We start from the raw sequence: 15,957 nt of genomic DNA, 5'->3' as shown, positions 1-15,957 counted from the left end.
GGCTCCTAACTGGTAACTCCCTACCAGTGCGTGTGCCATGGACCTCGTCATCGCTCGACCCGAAGGCCTGTACTGCCCGCCCGGCGATTTCTACATCGATCCCTGGCGGCCGGTAGACCGCGCCGTGATCACCCATGGTCACGGTGACCACTCGCGTTCCGGCAATCGCCACTACCTCACCGCAGACCCGGGCGCCGGCATCCTGCGCAGCCGCCTGGGCATGGACATCAATTTGCAGACCCTGCCCTACGGCGAGCGCCTGTTGCACCACGGCGTGACCTTGAGCCTGCACCCTGCCGGGCATGTGCTGGGGTCGGCGCAGGTGCGCCTGGAGTATCAAGGCGAGGTGTGGGTGGCGTCGGGCGACTACAAGGTCGAGCCCGACGGCACCTGCGCGCCGTTCGAGCCCGTACGCTGCCATACCTTCATCACCGAATCGACGTTTGGCCTGCCCATCTACCGTTGGCCGACCCAGGCGGATGTGTTCGCCGGGATCAACGCCTGGTGGCGGGCCAACAGCGAACAGGGCAAGGCCAGCGTGCTGTTCTGCTACGCCTTCGGCAAGGCGCAGCGCATCCTGCATGGCCTGGACCCCAGCATCGGCTCGATTCTGGTGCACGGCGCCGTCGAGCCGCTGAACAGGGTGTATCGCGAAGCGGGCGTGTATTTACCTGAAACCCGCTATGCCGGCGATATTGCACGCAACGACCCGCTATTGCGCACCGCCCTGGTGATGGCCCCGCCGTCCGCTGGCGGCAGCAGCTGGATGCGACGCTTCGGCGATTACAGCGACGCGTTCGCCAGTGGCTGGATGCTGCTGCGCGGCACCCGGCGCAGACGCGGTGTGGACCGGGGCTTCGTGCTCTCGGACCACGCCGATTGGCCTGGGCTGCTGTGGGCCATCGGCCAGACAGGCGCCGAACGGGTCATGGTCACCCATGGATCGGTGGGCGTGCTGGTGCGCTACCTGAATGAACAGGGGCTCGACGCCCGCGCATTCGTTACCGAATACGGTGAGGAAGATGACGCTACAGCTGGGGAGACGGGCGCATGAAAGCCTTCGCCGAACTGTACCTGCGCCTCGATGGCACCACCTCCAGCAATGCCAAGCTCCAGGCCCTGCGTGAATACTTCGCCAGCGCACCGGCCCAGGACGCCGCCTGGGCGGTGTATTTCCTGGCGGGCGGGCGGCCGCGTCAATTGGTACCCACTCGGGTACTGCGCGAACTGGCTGGCGCGATGGCAGGGCTGCCGGACTGGCTGTTCGAGGAAAGCTACCAGGCGGTAGGCGACCTGGCCGAGACCATTTCGCTGCTGCTGCCCGACACCCAGGAGGGCGATGACGAAGGCCTGGCGCACTGGGTCGAAAGCTACCTGCTGCCGTTGCGCGGCCTGCCCCCGGAAGAGCTCCAGCAACGTCTGCCACCTTTGTGGGCACGGCTGGATCGCCCCAGCCTGATGCTGTGCCTGAAGCTGATCACCGGCAGTTTCCGCGTCGGCGTATCGAAGCTGCTGGTCACGCGTGCCCTGGCCCAGTTGGCGGAGCTGGATGCCAAGCGGATAGCCCAGCGGCTGGTCGGGTATACCGACATCAGCCACCGGCCAACCGCCGAGCGCTACCTTCAACTGATCGCGCCCGAATCTGCCGATGAGCATAGCCAGCGTGGTGGGCAGCCGTATCCGTTCTTTCTCGCGCACCCTCTGCAGGCCCCGGTCGAACAGTTCGATACGCTGCTCGGGCCGCCCAGCGCTTGGCAAATCGAATGGAAGTGGGATGGCATCCGGGCACAGGTGGTCAAGCGCGACGGGCAGTTGTGGGTCTGGTCGCGCGGCGAGGAGCTGGTCACCGAACGTTTTCCCGAGTTGCAGAGCCTGGCCCAGACCCTGCCCGATGGCGTGGTGCTCGATGGCGAGATCCTGGTCTGGAAAGCGAGCGATGCCAAGGCAGAGGCGTCCGTGCAGCCCTTTGCCCTGCTGCAGCAGCGCCTGGGTCGCAAGACCTTGGGCAAGAAATTGCTGAGCGATGCCCCGGTGGTGTTGCAGGCCTATGACTTGCTGGAGTGGCAAGGCGAGGACTGGCGCAGTCGCCCGCAGCATGAACGGCGCGCGCAGCTCGAGCGCGTGCTTGAGGCCTCCCCACTGGCACCTGTATTGCTCTCCCCACTGCTCGAAGGGCCCGATTGGGCGGACCTTGCCCGGCAGCGGGAGCAGTCACGCAGCCTGGGCGTGGAAGGCATGATGCTCAAGCAGCGCGAGGCCCTGTATAGCGTTGGCCGCACCAAGGACATGGGCACCTGGTGGAAGTGGAAGATCGACCCGTTCAGCGTCGATGCCGTGCTGATCTACGCCCAGCGGGGTCACGGACGGCGCGCCAGCTTGTACAGCGACTACACCTTCGCGGTCTGGGACAGCCCTGCCGGCACCCCGGACCGCACGCTGATCCCCTTCGCCAAGGCCTATTCCGGCCTGACCGACGAGGAGATGCGCAAGGTCGATGCCATCGTGCGCAAGACCACCCAGGAAACCTTCGGCCCAGTGCGCAGCGTCACGCCTACGCTGGTGTTCGAGCTGGGCTTTGAAGGCATCGCCCTGTCCAAGCGCCACAAGAGCGGCATTGCCGTGCGCTTTCCGCGCATGTTGCGCTGGCGTCTGGACAAGCCTGTCGAGGAGGCTGACGACTTGGCGACCTTGCAGGCCTTGCTGGCCTGATCGGGATCGCAGGTGGCGGCGAGGGGCTGGCGTGAGGCGCTGGCGGCGAAACTGTGCTTTCATCTGAAGGCTCAACCCGTGCCCCAGACCGTACAGCCCCGTATTCAGGACCATCATGCACCACTCGACCCACGACATTCTTTCCCCTGTTCCTGGGGTAACCCGCCAACTGCACAGTTTTCACTTCGGGCCACGCAGTGGTCGCAAGGTGTACATCCAGGCCTCGCTGCATGCCGACGAATTGCCCGGCATGCTGGTGGCCTGGCACCTCAAGCGCCAGTTGCTGGAATTGGACCAGCAAGGCCACCTGCAGTGCGAGGTTATCCTGGTGCCGGTCGCCAACCCAGTGGGCCTTGAGCAGGTGCTGCTCGACGCCCCGCTGGGCCGGTTCGAGTTGCAAAGTGGCGAGAACTTCAACCGCAATTTCGTCGACCTGTCAGACACCATCGGTGATCAGGTCGAGGCCCACCTGACCCAGGACCCGCTCCACAACCAGGCACTGATCCGCGAATACCTGCGCCGCGGCCTGGATGCCCATCCGGCACGTACCCCCCTGCAAGCGCAGCGCCTGATCCTGCAGCGCCTGGCGTGCGATGCCGACCTGGTTCTGGACCTGCACTGCGACTTCGAGGCCGTCGAACACCTCTACACCACTCCAGACGCCTGGCCGCAGTTCGAGCCCTTGGCCCGTTACCTGGGTGTCCAGGCCAGCCTATTGGCGACTGATTCGGGCGGGCAGTCATTTGACGAGTGCTTCAGCCTGCTGTGGTGGCAACTGCAACAGCGCTTTGGCAAACGCTTCCCCATCCCGGCAGGCACGTGTTCGGTCACCCTCGAACTGCGCGGTCAGGCTGATGTGAGCCATGACCTGGCGCGTCAGGACTGCCAGGCCATTCTCGACTTCCTGACCCATGCTGGCGTTATCCAGGGCAATGCCCCTGCCCTGCCGCCCTTGCGCTGGCCAGCCACGCCACTGGCTGCTGTGGAGCCGATCACGGCTGCGGCGGGCGGGTTGCTGGTGTACCACGCCAAGCCAGGGCAGTACCTGGAGGCAGGTCAACTGATTGCCGAGGTCATCGACCCGCTCAGTGATCGCGTCATGCCTCTGCGCAACAGCCAGCCTGGACTGCTGTATGCGCGCAGTGTGCGGCGCATGGCCACGGCAGGCATGGTGATCGCCCATGTGGCCGGCGAGCAGGTGTGCCGCAGCGGCAATCTGCTGGCCAACTGACAAGTAAACCAATACCTTGCAGCGGTGGTCTTTAGAAGCACAGCCTTCGAGGGACTGCCTGCCTGATGCCCACCACCACCGATCTTGCCAATGCCTGGTTCGCTCAACGCGGCTGGAAGCCGTTCGCTTTCCAGCGCAAGGTGTGGGCCGCCGTCGAGCGGGGGGAGTCAGGCCTGCTTTATGCCAACACCGGCGCTGGCAAGACGTATGCGGTCTGGCTGGCGGCCCTGCGGGCATTCAAGGCCCAGGCCCAGGGGCGTCACGCGGCGCCACTCCAGGTCATCTGGATCACCCCCATGCGCGCCCTGGCAGCCGATACGGCTCGGGCGCTGCAGGCGCCTATCGACGAGATGGGCCTGCCCTGGAGCGTTGGCGTGCGCAGCGGCGACACGGGCAGCGCCGAGCGCGCACGCCAGGCCCGGCGCATGCCCAGCGTGCTGGTCACCACACCTGAAAGCCTGACGCTGCTGCTGACCCGAGCCCAGGCCAGCAATGACTTCGCGACGCTGCGCATGGTGGTGGTCGATGAGTGGCACGAGCTGCTCGGCAACAAGCGGGGGGTTCAGCTGCAACTGGCGTTGGCCCGCCTGCGCCGTTGGCACCCTGGCCTGCCGACCTGGGGGTTGTCGGCCACCCTCGGCAACCTGCAGCATGCCCTGGACGTGTTGCTGCCCCAAGGTGGTCAGCTGGTGCGCGGGCGCCAGGACAAGGTGCTGCAGGTCGATACCCTGGTGCCCGAGCACATCGAGCGCTTCCCATGGGCGGGGCATATCGGCCTAAAAATGTTGAAGCAGGTGAGCCGGGAAATCGACGCCAGCAGCAGTTGCCTGGTCTTCACCAACACCCGGGCGCAGGCCGAACTCTGGTACCAGGCCCTGCTCGAAGAGCGCCCCGACTGGGCGGGCCTGATTGCGTTGCATCACGCCAGCCTGGCACGTGACACCCGCGACTGGGTCGAGCGCAGCCTCAAGGAAGGCACGCTCAAAGCCGTCGTCTGTACATCGAGCCTGGACCTGGGCGTGGACTTCCTGCCGGTCGAGCGCGTCCTGCAGATCGGTTCGGCAAAAGGGATCGCCCGTTTGATGCAGCGCGCAGGGCGTTCCGGGCATGCGCCTGGGCGGCGCTCGCGCATCACCCTTGTGCCCACCCACAGCCTGGAGCTGGTGGAAGCCGCCGCCATGCGTCAGGCCCTGGCGGCAGGCCACCTGGAGGGCCGCCGGTCGCCGCGCCTGTGCATGGATGTACTGGTTCAGCACCTGGTCAGCATGGCCCTGGGCAGCGGGTTCGATCCGCAGCAACTGCTCGCTGAAGTGCGCAGCACCTGGGCCTTTGCCGACCTGCGCGACAGCCAGTGGCAATGGGCACTGGACTTCGTTTGCCATGGCGGCAGCTCGCTCAGCGCCTACCCCGACTATCAACGTGTTGAAATGCACCCCGACGGCTTGTACCGGGTTGCCAGTGAGCGCTTGGCGCGCCGCCATCGGATGGGCATCGGCACCATTGTCAGTGACGCTTCGCTGCACCTGAAATACTGGAGCAAAGGCGGTGGCGGCAAGAACCTAGGCAGCGTGGAAGAGGCGTTCATCTCACGCTTGAGGCCCGGGGACACCTTCGTGTTCGCCGGCCGCGTGCTGGAGCTGGTTCGCGTGGAAAACATGACCGCCTATGTACGCCGCAGTAACGCGCGAAAGGCGGCGGTGGCCCGCTGGAACGGCGGGCGCATGCCACTTTCCAGCGAACTGGCCGACGCTGTGGTGCAACAACTTGACGCCGCCGCGCACGGGCGCTTCGATAGCCCTGAAATGCGCGCAGTAAGGCCATTGCTCACGGTACAAGCCCAGTGGTCGGCGCTGCCGACGACAGGGACCCTGCTTGCAGAGACGTTCAAGTCCAGGCAGGGCTGGCACCTGTTCGTGTACCCCTTTGCCGGGCGCATGGCCAACATGGGGCTGGCCAACCTGATTGCCTGGCGTGTCAGCCGCGAGCAACCGCTGTCGGTTTCCATCGCCGTCAACGACTATGGCTTCGAGCTGCTTAGCCCTGGACCGGTGGATTGGGCCAGCTACCTGCCCCGGGCGTTGAGTACCGAAGATCTATTGGAGGATGTGCTTGCCAGCCTCAATGCCGGGGAAATGGCATTGAGGCGGTTCCGGGAAATCGCCCAGATCGCAGGGCTCGTATTCGGTGGCTATCCTGCGGCGCAAAAGAGCATGCGCCAGATCCAGGCCTCAAGCGGGCTGTTCTACGAGGTCTTCCGCAAGCACGATGCAGGCAACCTGCTGCTGGGCCAGGCACGTGATGAGGTACTGAGTGAAGAATTGGAAATCGATCGGCTTCGGGGCCAGCTACTGAAGCTGACCGACCTCAGGCTGGACTTGCGCGTGATGGAGCGCACCGGGCCGCTGGCGTTCGCGCTGCTGGTCGAAGGACTGCGTGAAACCCTCAGCACGGAAAAACTGGCCGACCGCATTGCGCGGATGGTGGCGGAATTGGAGAGCATTGCAGGTTGAACCCGATAACGACCAAACGCATTCATGGGGCAGCGGTTATCTCGCTTGCCATCGACGGCCTGGCGATCCACACATGACGACACATTGCGCCATCGAACTGGCCGGGCAGAAACTCTGGCTGCTTCCGGACAAGGCCGTGTATTGGCCGGCCCGCAAGGCCTTGCTGCTGGCCGATGTGCACATCGGCAAGGCGGCGAGCTACAGGGCCTTGCACCAACCCGTTCCCAGAGGCACTACCGAAGCCACCTTGGCCCGGCTCGACACACTGCTTGCCGAACATGAGTGCGAGCGACTGATCGTGCTGGGTGATTTCCTGCATGCCCGTACTGCGCGGGCGCCGGCTACGCTGGCCCGGGTGCAAGCCTGGCGAGCACGTCACCCCGGGTTGAGCATCGTGCTGATACGCGGCAACCATGACCGCAACGCAGGGGATCCACCCGTGGAGCTGGGGATCGACGTGGTGGATGAACCTTATGTGGTGGAGCCATTTGCCCTGCAACACGAACCCAAGGAGCATCCGACGCTCACGGTGCTTTCAGGGCACGTCCACCCGGTATTCGTATTGCGCGGCAGGGCCCGCCAACGGCTTCGCCTGCCGTGCTTTTTGATCGACGAACACGTCAGCCTGTTGCCAGCTTTCGGGGAGTTCACGGGCGGTTGGGAAATCGAGCCCGCCAGCACCAGCCAGGTCTATCTGGCGGGCGCCGGCCGGGTATGGCCGCTATGAGATGCGTCAGGCCACGGGCGCCGGAGGCGGCTCATCGGGAAGGGTAGGCTCACCGGGTTCCATGGGCGTATCACCCGGCTGGCCGGGCTGCGGCGTGTCCGGATCGGGCTGCCCTGGCACACCGCCAGCATTCATCGGCAATGGGTCAGCCAGCAGTGACCAGGACAGCAGCCCGATGTGATTGGGCTGCAAGCCAGCCAACTTCGCACTGATCGTTGGGTGGAGTTTCATTGGCACCTCCTGACAACAGCCGACCCGCTTTATGCAAATCGGCAGGGTTACAGGTTGGAGTGTCAAAAGGCAGTGAAATTCCCAACGCCTGTCGGTCAGGTACGTGGCAGGGTGACGCCACGCTGGCCCTGATACTTGCCGCCGCGGTCCCGGTAGGACACTTCACATGGCTCGTCCGACTGCAGGAACAGCATCTGCGCCACCCCTTCGTTGGCGTAGATCTTGGCCGGCAACGTGGTGGTGTTGGAGAACTCCAGCGTCACGTGGCCTTCCCATTCAGGCTCCAGCGGGGTCACGTTGACGATGATGCCGCAACGCGCATAGGTGCTCTTGCCCAGGCAGATGGTCAGCACGTCGCGCGGGATGCGGAAGTACTCCACGGTGCGTGCCAGTGCAAAGGAGTTGGGCGGGATGATGCACACGTCGCTCTTGATGTCGACGAAGCTGCCGGCATCGAAGTTCTTCGGGTCGACGGTGGCCGAGTTGATATTGGTGAAGACCTTGAATTCGTCGGCGCAGCGCACGTCGTAGCCGTAGCTCGAAACGCCGAAAGAGATGACCCGGTTATCCTGTTCGCCACGCACCTGGCGCTCGACGAACGGCTCGATCATGCCGTGTTCCTGCGCCATGCGGCGAATCCACTTGTCCGATTTGATGCTCATGGCGGGATGTCCTGAAGAGTCTGCAAGGTAAAGATAGACGCGCATCTTACCGGTCCCGGCGCGCTCTTCAAAGTTCCATCCGGCGTTTGCCGCCCGCTGCCGCTACAGTGCCCGCAAGGCGTGGCTTGCAGCTGCCGTCGATCTCTTTTCGGGTAAAGAGGCGTCTGGCCATTGGCAGCTTGGGCAAAGTGGGGTAAGGTGTTGCCACTGTGCTGCACGTGACACCGAGAATCTCTAGTTTGATGCACGATCCTGATCGGCCCATCGCTGAATTTTCTGCTCTCTTTGCGCTCAGTCCCGGGCGGGGTTTTTCCTGACCGAAATCAAATTGTCCAAGGAGACAGAAAAATGTCCAATCGTCAAAGCGGTACCGTCAAGTGGTTCAACGATGAGAAAGGCTACGGCTTCATCACCCCTCAGTCGGGCGACGACCTGTTCGTGCACTTCAAAGCCATCCAAGCTGACGGCTTCAAAACCCTGAAAGAAGGCCAGGCTGTTACTTTCGTCGCTACCCGCGGCCAGAAAGGTATGCAGGCTGAAGAAGTTCAGATCGCCTAAGTCGATCGAGCTTTCTAGCTTTCAAAAAAACCCGCTTCGGCGGGTTTTTTTATGCCTGTCATTTCGCCAGAAGGCGCCAGAGCATGCTGGCCGTGGTCAAGGCTCCCGTTAAACATGGATCGGCCTCCAACAACCACGACCCGTCAGCACGAGCGACTCACCGAGCCGCCCTCCGATCTTGATCAGTCTTCGCTGATAGTGATGCTCGGCATCGCTGGCGCTGCCGCTTCACGCAGTACGATACGCGCCCCTACTTTGCGTGCCAGCTCCTGGTACACCATGGCGATCTGGCTCTCGGGCTCGGCGATAGCCGTAGGCTTGCCGTTGTCGGCCTGCTCGCGAATCAACATCGAAAGCGGCAACGAAGCCAGCAGATCGACGCCGTACTGGCTGGCGAGTTTCTCACCGCCACCTTCGCCGAACAGGTGCTCAGCATGGCCGCAATTGGAGCAGATGTGTACGGCCATGTTCTCGACCACGCCCAACACCGGTATGTTGACCTTGCGGAACATTTCCACGCCTTTTCTGGCATCGAGCAGCGCCAGGTCCTGCGGCGTGGTCACGATGACCGAACCTGCAACCGGCACTTTCTGCGCCAGCGTCAGCTGGATGTCGCCAGTGCCAGGCGGCATGTCGATGACCAGGTAATCGAGATCATTCCACGCCGTCTGGGTTACCAACTGCAGCAGCGCACCCGAAACCATGGGGCCGCGCCAGACCATGGGGGTATTGTCATCGGTCAGGAATGCCATCGACATCACTTCGACCCCATGGGCCTGGATAGGCACGAACCATTTCTGATCACGAATCTGCGGCCGAGTACCTTCGGGGATGCCGAACATCACACCTTGGCTGGGGCCATAGATATCCGCATCGAGAATGCCAACGCGCGCACCCTCGCGGGCCAGTGCCAGCGCCAGATTGGCGGCAGTGGTGGATTTGCCTACACCGCCCTTGCCCGATGCCACGGCGATGACGTTCTTGACGTTGGCCATGCCGGGCACCTGAGCCTGGCCCTTGTGGGCCGCAATCACGCACTCGATGTTCACCTGGGCGTGGGTCACCCCCTCAAGGTTACCGATCGCAGTTTCCAGCACCTGCGCCCAGCCTTGCTTGAACAGGCCTGCGGCGTAGCCGAGCTGCATCTGTACACTGACACGCCCATTCTGGATTTCGATGGCACTCACGCAACCGGCAGTGACCGGATCCTGCTCGAGATAGGGGTCGGTGTACTGGCGAAGCACGGCTTCGATGGCGGCGCGATTGAGGGCACTCATGGACACTCCCGTTGGCAAACTGAATGTAAAACAAGCGCCTATCCTAACCCGTCAATCGTCAGCAGATGCGTACGCGGGGTGAAATATATTCGTCAGCCCTTTATAGTGGCCGATCATCCTCATTTTCACCCGTCGCCAGATAAGTAGCCGAGCCACCATGTCCGAGCCACGTCAGATTCTCGTCACCAGCGCCTTGCCCTATGCCAATGGATCGATCCATCTTGGCCATATGCTCGAGTACATCCAGACAGACATGTGGGTCCGCTTTCAAAAGCTGCGCGGCAATCAGTGCATCTATGTCTGCGCCGATGATGCACACGGCTCGGCCATCATGCTGCGGGCCGAGAAGGAAGGCATCACGCCAGAGCAACTGATCGCCAACGTACAAGCTGAGCACAGCGCCGACTTTGCTGACTTCCTGGTGGACTTCGATAATTTCCACTCCACCCATAGCGAAGAAAACCGTGAGCTGTCGGGCATGATCTATACCCGACTGCGCGAGGCGGGGCACATCTCTACCCGCTCGGTGACCCAATACTTCGACCCTGAAAAGGGCATGTTCCTGGCAGACCGCTTCATCAAAGGCACCTGCCCGAAGTGCGCGGCCGAAGACCAGTATGGCGATAACTGCGAAAAATGCGGCGCGACCTATGCACCGACCGAATTGAAAGACCCCAAGTCTGCCATTTCAGGTGCTACACCGGTGCTGCGCGACTCCCAGCACTTCTTCTTCAAACTGCCCGACTTCCAGGCCATGCTCCAGCAGTGGACGCGCAGCGGAACGTTGCAGGACGCCGTGGCCAACAAGCTCGCCGAATGGCTGGATGCCGGCCTGCAGGAGTGGGATATCTCCCGCGATGCGCCCTACTTCGGTTTCGAGATCCCTGGCGAGCCTGGCAAGTACTTCTACGTCTGGCTGGACGCGCCAATCGGTTACATGGCGAGCTTCAAGAACCTGTGCGCGCGCCGCCCGGACCTGGACTTCGACGCCTTCTGGAACCAAGGCTCCACCGCCGAGCTTTACCACTTCATCGGCAAGGACATCGTCAACTTCCACGCCCTGTTCTGGCCCGCCATGCTCGAAGGTGCGGGCTTGCGCAAGCCGACCGCGGTCAACGTGCACGGCTACCTCACCGTCAACGGTGCGAAGATGTCCAAGTCGCGGGGCACGTTCATCAAGGCCCGTACCTACCTCGACCATCTGCAACCCGAATACCTGCGCTACTACTACGCAGCCAAGCTTGGTCGCGGGGTCGATGACCTGGACCTGAATCTCGAAGACTTCGTGCAGAAGGTCAACTCCGACCTGGTGGGCAAGGTGGTCAACATCGCCAGCCGGTGTGCCGGGTTCATCCACAAAGGCAATGGCGGCGTGATGGTGGCCGGTGATGCGGCGCCAGAGCTGACAGAAGCCTTCCAGGCAGCTGCGCCGTCCATCGCCGAGGCCTACGAGGGCCGCGACTTCGCACGCGCCATGCGCGAGATCATGGCACTGGCCGACCGTGCCAATGCCTGGATCGCCGACAAGGCGCCCTGGTCGCTGGCCAAGCAGGAGGGCAAGCAGGATGAAGTGCAAGCCATTTGCGCTCAGGGCATCAACCTGTTCCGCCAACTGGTGATTTTCCTCAAGCCTGTGCTGCCCGTGCTGGCGGCCGATGCCGAGGCCTTCCTGAATGTCGCACCGTTGACCTGGGACGATCACCGCTCTCGCCTGGAAAATCACACGCTCAACCCGTTCAAGGCCCTGCTCAGCCGCATCGAGCCTGCCAAGGTGCAAGACATGATCGCGGCCAGCAAGGAAGACCTGCTGGCCGCCGAGGAGCCCAAGGCACCTGTGGGTAATGGCGAGCTGCACAAGGACCCGCTGTCGGCGGAAGTCGACTTCGATACCTTTGCCGCTGTCGACCTGCGCGTGGCATTGATCGTCAAGGCCGAAGCCGTACCGGGTGCTGACAAGCTGCTGCAATTGACCCTGGACATCGGTGATGAACGCCGTAACGTTTTCTCCGGCATCAAGTCTGCCTACCCTGATCCCGCCCAGCTCGAAGGCCGGCTGACCATGATGGTCGCCAACCTCAAGCCACGCAAAATGCGTTTTGGCGTCTCTGAAGGGATGGTGATGGCCGCTGGCCCTGGCGGTGAAGAAATCTACTTGCTCAGCCCCGACAGCGGCGCCAAGCCCGGTCAGCGCATCAAGTGACCCACAAGCGGAGCCTGCATTGGGCTCCGCCTTGCGACAATGGCGCGCAGCCACGGGCTGCTGCGCTTTGCCTAGAGCAGGCGCGTCCAAGTGACTGCTCACGTTCTCCAGGAACGCTGCCAATTCATGAATGCCGTCAAACGTCGAGAAATCTTCCGTCGACTGCACGAAGACAACCCGACACCCAAAACCGAGCTGGCTTACACCACACCCTTCGAGCTGCTGGTAGCCGTGACCCTCTCCGCGCAGTCCACCGATGTCGGTGTGAACAAGGCGACAGCGCGACTTTTTCCAGTCGCCAATACCCCTGAGGCTATCTACGCGCTGGGTGTCGACGGACTGAGCCAGTACATCAAGACCATTGGGCTCTACAACAGCAAGGCTAAGAACGTCATCGCGGCCTGTCGTCTGCTCATTGAGCGGCACGGCGGCCAGGTGCCGGACACGCGCGAGGCCCTCGAAGCCTTGCCGGGCGTGGGCCGCAAGACAGCCAACGTAGTGCTCAATACGGCGTTTGGCCAACCGGCGATGGCTGTGGATACCCATATCTTCCGCGTCAGCAATCGCACAGGCATCGCCCCGGGCAAGACGGTGCTGGAGGTGGAAAAAAAACTGCTCAAGTTCGTCCCCAAGGATTACTTGCTCGACGCACACCATTGGCTGATCTTGCATGGCCGCTATGTCTGTCAGGCCCGTAAGCCCAGATGCGGCAGTTGCCGAATCGAGGACCTGTGCGAATACAAGCACAAGACCACTGATGATTGAAGCAATAGTAAAAACACTGCGCTTCGATTGAAAAAATCTTTTTTACCAGCGCTCACTTTATGGTTATAAGGTCGGCCATTGGCCCTTGCCGTGGAGCGACTCATGAGCACTGATAAAGACGACCTCGCGATTGAAGATGATTTTGTGACAGCTGAAGAAGAGGTCGAGCCGCACGTGGAACCGGCGAAAACCAATTTGAGCAAGCGTCGCACCATCGACAATCTGCTGGAAGAACGTCGATTGCAAAAGCAACTGGCCGATTTCGATTACGACCTCTAGGGAGGTGGTCGCTGGCGGGCCTTCGATGGCCCCGTTCCCTCCCCTGACTGCGCCGTTCAGGGCCTCGAATTCGGCGCAGAGCTCCCCTGGAGGAGGCTCTGCATACCATCAGTTCAACCCCTGTCGCTGCGCCAGCTCGATCAGGTCCACCAATGACCGAGCGTTTAGCTTGAGCAGCAGCCGAGACTTGTAGGTACTGACCGTCTTGTTGCTCAAGTACATGCTGTCGGCGATTTCCTTGTTCGAACGGCCCCGCGCCAATTGCTGAAGCACCGTCATCTCCCTTGCCGAAAGGCGATTGACCATTTCCGCTTCACTGCCGCCGCTGCGCCCTCGCGAGGCGTGCAGCGCCTGGTTGGGAAAGTAGCTATAGCCCGATAGCACGGCTTTGATCGCGCTGAGCAGTTCGGTCAGTTCCTGTTGCTTGCACACGTACCCTGCCGCCCCTGCCTGCATGCACCGCATCGAGAAGTTGCCGGGTGCCTGGGAGGTCAGTACGAGCACTTTGCTGCAGGGGCTGGAACTGGCCATGCGGCCGATGACTTCGAGGCCGTCGAGCTTGGGTATGCCGATGTCCAGCACGACGATATCGGGAAGATGTTGCCGAGTCAGTTGCAGCGCGGCCACTCCGTTGTCCGTTTCAGCGACGACATCGTACCCATGCCGCTCCATCAGCATGCGTACGGCCAGACGTATCACAGGGTGATCATCCACGATAAGCACTTTGTTCATGCGATATCCATTCATTGCTATTGCATTGGCAGGCTACGATAACCGAGAGAAGAACTCATGGCGCGGCGTTTTCGCCTAGAAACGGACGTACAGACACGGATTACTAAACTTACGGAAGTTTCCTACACACAATATGAAGAGTTGTTACAAGCTAATTATAAAAAAGCGGATAACACTCCCCGGGAGGACAATTCCCGAAACTTTCACATCAACCGCGGACAACGGTTTTCATTAAGCTTCGAACGCTAGCCAGGCGCAGCCGCGGCATGGAAACAGTGCAGGGTTTAGCTGAGCAAGATCCTAGGCTATAGATGTAACGAAAGCGCAGGAGAAGGCCCATGAATCAAGCACAACCCGTTGCTCCGCTGACAATTGTCGCCATCTTTGCTGGGATAATCGAAGCCTCCGCCCTGGCTACCTTGCCTTTTCTCAGCGAAGCCAGCCAGACGCTTTACACGTGGTTCCTGGTTGGTTTTCCCTTCTTTCTGACCGCTTTGTTCTTCCTGACGCTGAACTTCAATTACAAGTCCTTCTATACGCCTGCTGGATCGCGCACTGAAGCTGTGGACAGTGCGCAGAGTGCCCGCAAGATCACCTCCACGACCACGCCAAGCGCAATCGCGCATGGGGAGCCGATGACCTTCATGTTCAGCGGGCCAGAGGCAAGTCAGTTGATGGAAAAGGAGTTGTTGCAAGCGCTCGCACAAGCGCCTGAGCCGGCTCGCACCTGGCAGTTCTGCAATGTGCCGAGGGGCCAGTGTGTCCGGCTTTCAGTCAGCCCGCTGGAGTAAAGACAAAAAACCCGGCACTAGGCCGGGTTCTTGCAGAGCGGCTTGCTGCATCAGAGCAACGAACGGCCCTTGTTCGCAGCGATGCGCATACGCAGCGCATTGAGCTTGATGAAGCCCGCCGCGTCTTCCTGGTTGTAGGCACCGCCGTCTTCTTCGAAGGTGGCGATGTTGGCATCGAACAGCGAGTCGTCGGACTTGCGGCCGACTACGGTAACGTTGCCCTTGTAGAGCTTCAGACGCACGACACCGTTCACATTGACCTGGGAGGCGTCGATCATCTGCTGGAGCATGACGCGCTCCGGGCTCCACCAGTAACCGGTGTAGATCAGGCTGGCGTACTTGGGCATCAGCTCGTCTTTGAGGTGAGCGACTTCGCGGTCCAGGGTGATCGACTCGATGGCGCGGTGCGCCCTGAGCATGATGGTGCCGCCAGGGGTTTCGTAGCAGCCACGCGATTTCATGCCCACGTAGCGGTTTTCGACGATGTCCAGTCGACCGATGCCGTTGGCGCCGCCGATGCGGTTCAAATCAGCCAGGACAGTGGCCGGGCTCTTCTCTACACCGTCGATCGCGACGATGTCGCCGTTGCGGTAGGTCAGTTCCAGGTAGGTTGCCTGGTCCGGGGCGTTTTCGGGCGAAACGCTCCAGCGCCACATGTCTTCTTCGTGCTCGGTCCAGGTATCTTCCAGCACACCGCCTTCATAGGAGATGTGCAGCAGGTTGGCGTCCATCGAGTAAGGGGACTTCTTCTTGCCATGACGCTCGATCGGGATACCGTGCTTCTCGGCGTAGTCCATCAGCTTCTCGCGCGAGAGCAGGTCCCATTCACGCCATGGCGCGATGACCTTGACGCCAGGCTTGAGGGCATAAGCGCCCAGTTCGAACCGAACCTGGTCGTTGCCTTTGCCGGTAGCGCCGTGGGAGATGGCGTCGGCACCGGTTTCGTTGGCGATTTCGATCAGACGCTTGGCGATCAGCGGACGGGCGATGGAAGTACCCAGCAGGTACTCGCCTTCATATACGGTGTTGGCGCGGAACATCGGGAACACGAAATCACGCACGAATTCTTCGCGCAGGTCGTCGATGTAGATCTCTTTGACGCCCATTGCCTGAGCCTTGGCGCGCGCCGGCTCGACCTCTTCGCCCTGCCCCAGGTCGGCGGTGAACGTCACCACTTCGCAGTTGTAGGTATCTTGCAGCCACTTGAGAATCACCGAAGTATCAAGGCCGCCGGAATACGCCAGTACGACCTTTTTTACGTCCGCCATGCCATCACTCCACGGGG

General features: G+C 61.8%; 15 protein-coding genes. 10 read left to right on the top strand and 5 right to left on the bottom strand.

All coding sequences use genetic code 11. From position 1 onward, the window contains the following. Positions 1–37: 37 nt before the first annotated feature. The 5 genes from PFU01S_RS16090 (at position 38) to pdeM (ending at position 7,177) form a co-directional block, all read left to right on the top strand. A complete protein-coding gene (locus PFU01S_RS16090; RefSeq protein WP_023535285.1) occupies positions 38–1,054 on the top strand; it encodes a ligase-associated DNA damage response exonuclease in 1,017 nt (338 codons plus the stop codon). Continuing rightward, entirely contained in the window at positions 1,051–2,709 is a 1,659-nt protein-coding gene (locus PFU01S_RS16085) for an ATP-dependent DNA ligase (RefSeq protein WP_027915336.1), read from the top strand. The genes PFU01S_RS16090 and PFU01S_RS16085 overlap by 4 nt, the downstream gene beginning before the upstream one ends. A 115-nt stretch (positions 2,710–2,824) precedes the next feature. Continuing rightward, positions 2,825–3,940, top strand: a complete 1,116-nt coding sequence (locus tag PFU01S_RS16080) for a succinylglutamate desuccinylase/aspartoacylase family protein (protein WP_027915337.1) — start codon at positions 2,825–2,827, stop codon at positions 3,938–3,940. Between the two features lie 65 nt (positions 3,941–4,005). Continuing rightward, positions 4,006–6,450, top strand: coding sequence for a ligase-associated DNA damage response DEXH box helicase (locus PFU01S_RS16075; RefSeq protein ID WP_028687594.1), 2,445 nt, complete (start codon positions 4,006–4,008; stop codon positions 6,448–6,450). 73 nt (positions 6,451–6,523) lie between these two features. Beyond that, positions 6,524–7,177, top strand: a complete 654-nt coding sequence (gene pdeM / locus PFU01S_RS16070; protein WP_028687593.1) for a ligase-associated DNA damage response endonuclease PdeM — start codon at positions 6,524–6,526, stop codon at positions 7,175–7,177. A gap of 6 nt (positions 7,178–7,183) precedes the next feature. Here the strand turns inward: pdeM and PFU01S_RS16065 are convergent, their stop codons facing one another. Next, positions 7,184–7,408: a hypothetical protein gene (locus tag PFU01S_RS16065; RefSeq protein ID WP_027915340.1), complete on the bottom strand. Its 225-nt coding sequence runs from the start codon at positions 7,406–7,408 to the stop codon at positions 7,184–7,186. Between the two features lie 95 nt (positions 7,409–7,503). Beyond that, positions 7,504–8,070: a dCTP deaminase gene (dcd, locus tag PFU01S_RS16060; RefSeq protein WP_023535255.1), complete on the bottom strand. Its 567-nt coding sequence runs from the start codon at positions 8,068–8,070 to the stop codon at positions 7,504–7,506. Between the two features lie 348 nt (positions 8,071–8,418). On the opposite strand from dcd, the gene PFU01S_RS16055 reads away from it, so the two are divergent. Next, positions 8,419–8,628 (top strand): cold-shock protein, encoded by a 210-nt coding sequence (locus PFU01S_RS16055; protein ID WP_016488765.1) that lies wholly within the window; start codon positions 8,419–8,421, stop codon positions 8,626–8,628. A gap of 182 nt (positions 8,629–8,810) precedes the next feature. Here the strand turns inward: PFU01S_RS16055 and apbC are convergent, their stop codons facing one another. Next, a complete protein-coding gene (gene apbC / locus PFU01S_RS16050) occupies positions 8,811–9,905 on the bottom strand; it encodes an iron-sulfur cluster carrier protein ApbC (protein WP_027915341.1) in 1,095 nt (364 codons plus the stop codon). A 157-nt stretch (positions 9,906–10,062) separates the two neighbouring features. Here apbC and metG point away from each other — a divergent pair, with 157 nt between their 5' ends. The 3 genes from metG (at position 10,063) to PFU01S_RS22385 (ending at position 13,149) form a co-directional block, all read left to right on the top strand. Next, positions 10,063–12,105: a methionine--tRNA ligase gene (gene metG, locus PFU01S_RS16045; RefSeq protein ID WP_027915342.1), complete on the top strand. Its 2,043-nt coding sequence runs from the start codon at positions 10,063–10,065 to the stop codon at positions 12,103–12,105. Positions 12,106–12,231: 126 nt separating this feature from the next. Continuing rightward, the gene (gene nth / locus PFU01S_RS16040) at positions 12,232–12,870 is read left to right on the top strand and encodes an endonuclease III (RefSeq protein ID WP_028687592.1); all 639 of its coding nucleotides are present in this window, start codon (positions 12,232–12,234) and stop codon (positions 12,868–12,870) included. A gap of 102 nt (positions 12,871–12,972) precedes the next feature. Next, complete coding sequence (locus PFU01S_RS22385) at positions 12,973–13,149, top strand: PA3496 family putative envelope integrity protein (RefSeq protein ID WP_027915344.1); 177 nt, start codon at positions 12,973–12,975, stop codon at positions 13,147–13,149. 108 nt (positions 13,150–13,257) lie between these two features. Here the strand turns inward: PFU01S_RS22385 and PFU01S_RS16030 are convergent, their stop codons facing one another. Further along, positions 13,258–13,881, bottom strand: a complete 624-nt coding sequence (locus tag PFU01S_RS16030) for a response regulator transcription factor (protein ID WP_023535252.1) — start codon at positions 13,879–13,881, stop codon at positions 13,258–13,260. A 338-nt stretch (positions 13,882–14,219) separates the two neighbouring features. Between PFU01S_RS16030 and PFU01S_RS16025 the strand changes: the two genes are divergently transcribed. Beyond that, positions 14,220–14,672: a hypothetical protein gene (locus PFU01S_RS16025; RefSeq protein WP_027915345.1), complete on the top strand. Its 453-nt coding sequence runs from the start codon at positions 14,220–14,222 to the stop codon at positions 14,670–14,672. A gap of 50 nt (positions 14,673–14,722) precedes the next feature. Here PFU01S_RS16025 and PFU01S_RS16020 read toward each other — a convergent pair whose 3' ends face one another. Then, positions 14,723–15,940: an argininosuccinate synthase gene (locus PFU01S_RS16020; RefSeq protein ID WP_023535267.1), complete on the bottom strand. Its 1,218-nt coding sequence runs from the start codon at positions 15,938–15,940 to the stop codon at positions 14,723–14,725. Between the last annotated feature and the right edge of the window lie 17 nt (positions 15,941–15,957).

Origin of the sequence: Pseudomonas fulva NBRC 16637 = DSM 17717, assembly GCF_000730565.1 — a bacterium.
GTDB classification, from domain to species: Bacteria; Pseudomonadota; Gammaproteobacteria; order Pseudomonadales; family Pseudomonadaceae; genus Aquipseudomonas; species Aquipseudomonas fulva.
This window is presented reverse-complemented; position numbering and strand designations above follow the sequence as displayed.

Bases quoted from the DNA above. Each gene is read 5' to 3' on its own strand.
- PFU01S_RS16090 (WP_023535285.1), top strand. From the start codon at position 38: ATGGACCTCGTCATCGCTCGACCCGAAGGCCTGTACTGCCCGCCCGGC.
- PFU01S_RS16085 (WP_027915336.1), top strand. From the start codon at position 1,051: ATGAAAGCCTTCGCCGAACTGTACCTGCGCCTCGATGGCACCACCTCC.
- PFU01S_RS16080 (WP_027915337.1), top strand. From the start codon at position 2,825: ATGCACCACTCGACCCACGACATTCTTTCCCCTGTTCCTGGGGTAACC.
- PFU01S_RS16075 (WP_028687594.1), top strand. From the start codon at position 4,006: ATGCCCACCACCACCGATCTTGCCAATGCCTGGTTCGCTCAACGCGGC.
- pdeM (WP_028687593.1), top strand. From the start codon at position 6,524: ATGACGACACATTGCGCCATCGAACTGGCCGGGCAGAAACTCTGGCTG.
- PFU01S_RS16065 (WP_027915340.1), bottom strand. From the start codon at position 7,408: ATGAAACTCCACCCAACGATCAGTGCGAAGTTGGCTGGCTTGCAGCCC.
- dcd (WP_023535255.1), bottom strand. From the start codon at position 8,070: ATGAGCATCAAATCGGACAAGTGGATTCGCCGCATGGCGCAGGAACAC.
- PFU01S_RS16055 (WP_016488765.1), top strand. From the start codon at position 8,419: ATGTCCAATCGTCAAAGCGGTACCGTCAAGTGGTTCAACGATGAGAAA.
- apbC (WP_027915341.1), bottom strand. From the start codon at position 9,905: ATGAGTGCCCTCAATCGCGCCGCCATCGAAGCCGTGCTTCGCCAGTAC.
- metG (WP_027915342.1), top strand. From the start codon at position 10,063: ATGTCCGAGCCACGTCAGATTCTCGTCACCAGCGCCTTGCCCTATGCC.
- nth (WP_028687592.1), top strand. From the start codon at position 12,232: ATGAATGCCGTCAAACGTCGAGAAATCTTCCGTCGACTGCACGAAGAC.
- PFU01S_RS22385 (WP_027915344.1), top strand. From the start codon at position 12,973: ATGAGCACTGATAAAGACGACCTCGCGATTGAAGATGATTTTGTGACA.
- PFU01S_RS16030 (WP_023535252.1), bottom strand. From the start codon at position 13,881: ATGAACAAAGTGCTTATCGTGGATGATCACCCTGTGATACGTCTGGCC.
- PFU01S_RS16025 (WP_027915345.1), top strand. From the start codon at position 14,220: ATGAATCAAGCACAACCCGTTGCTCCGCTGACAATTGTCGCCATCTTT.
- PFU01S_RS16020 (WP_023535267.1), bottom strand. From the start codon at position 15,940: ATGGCGGACGTAAAAAAGGTCGTACTGGCGTATTCCGGCGGCCTTGAT.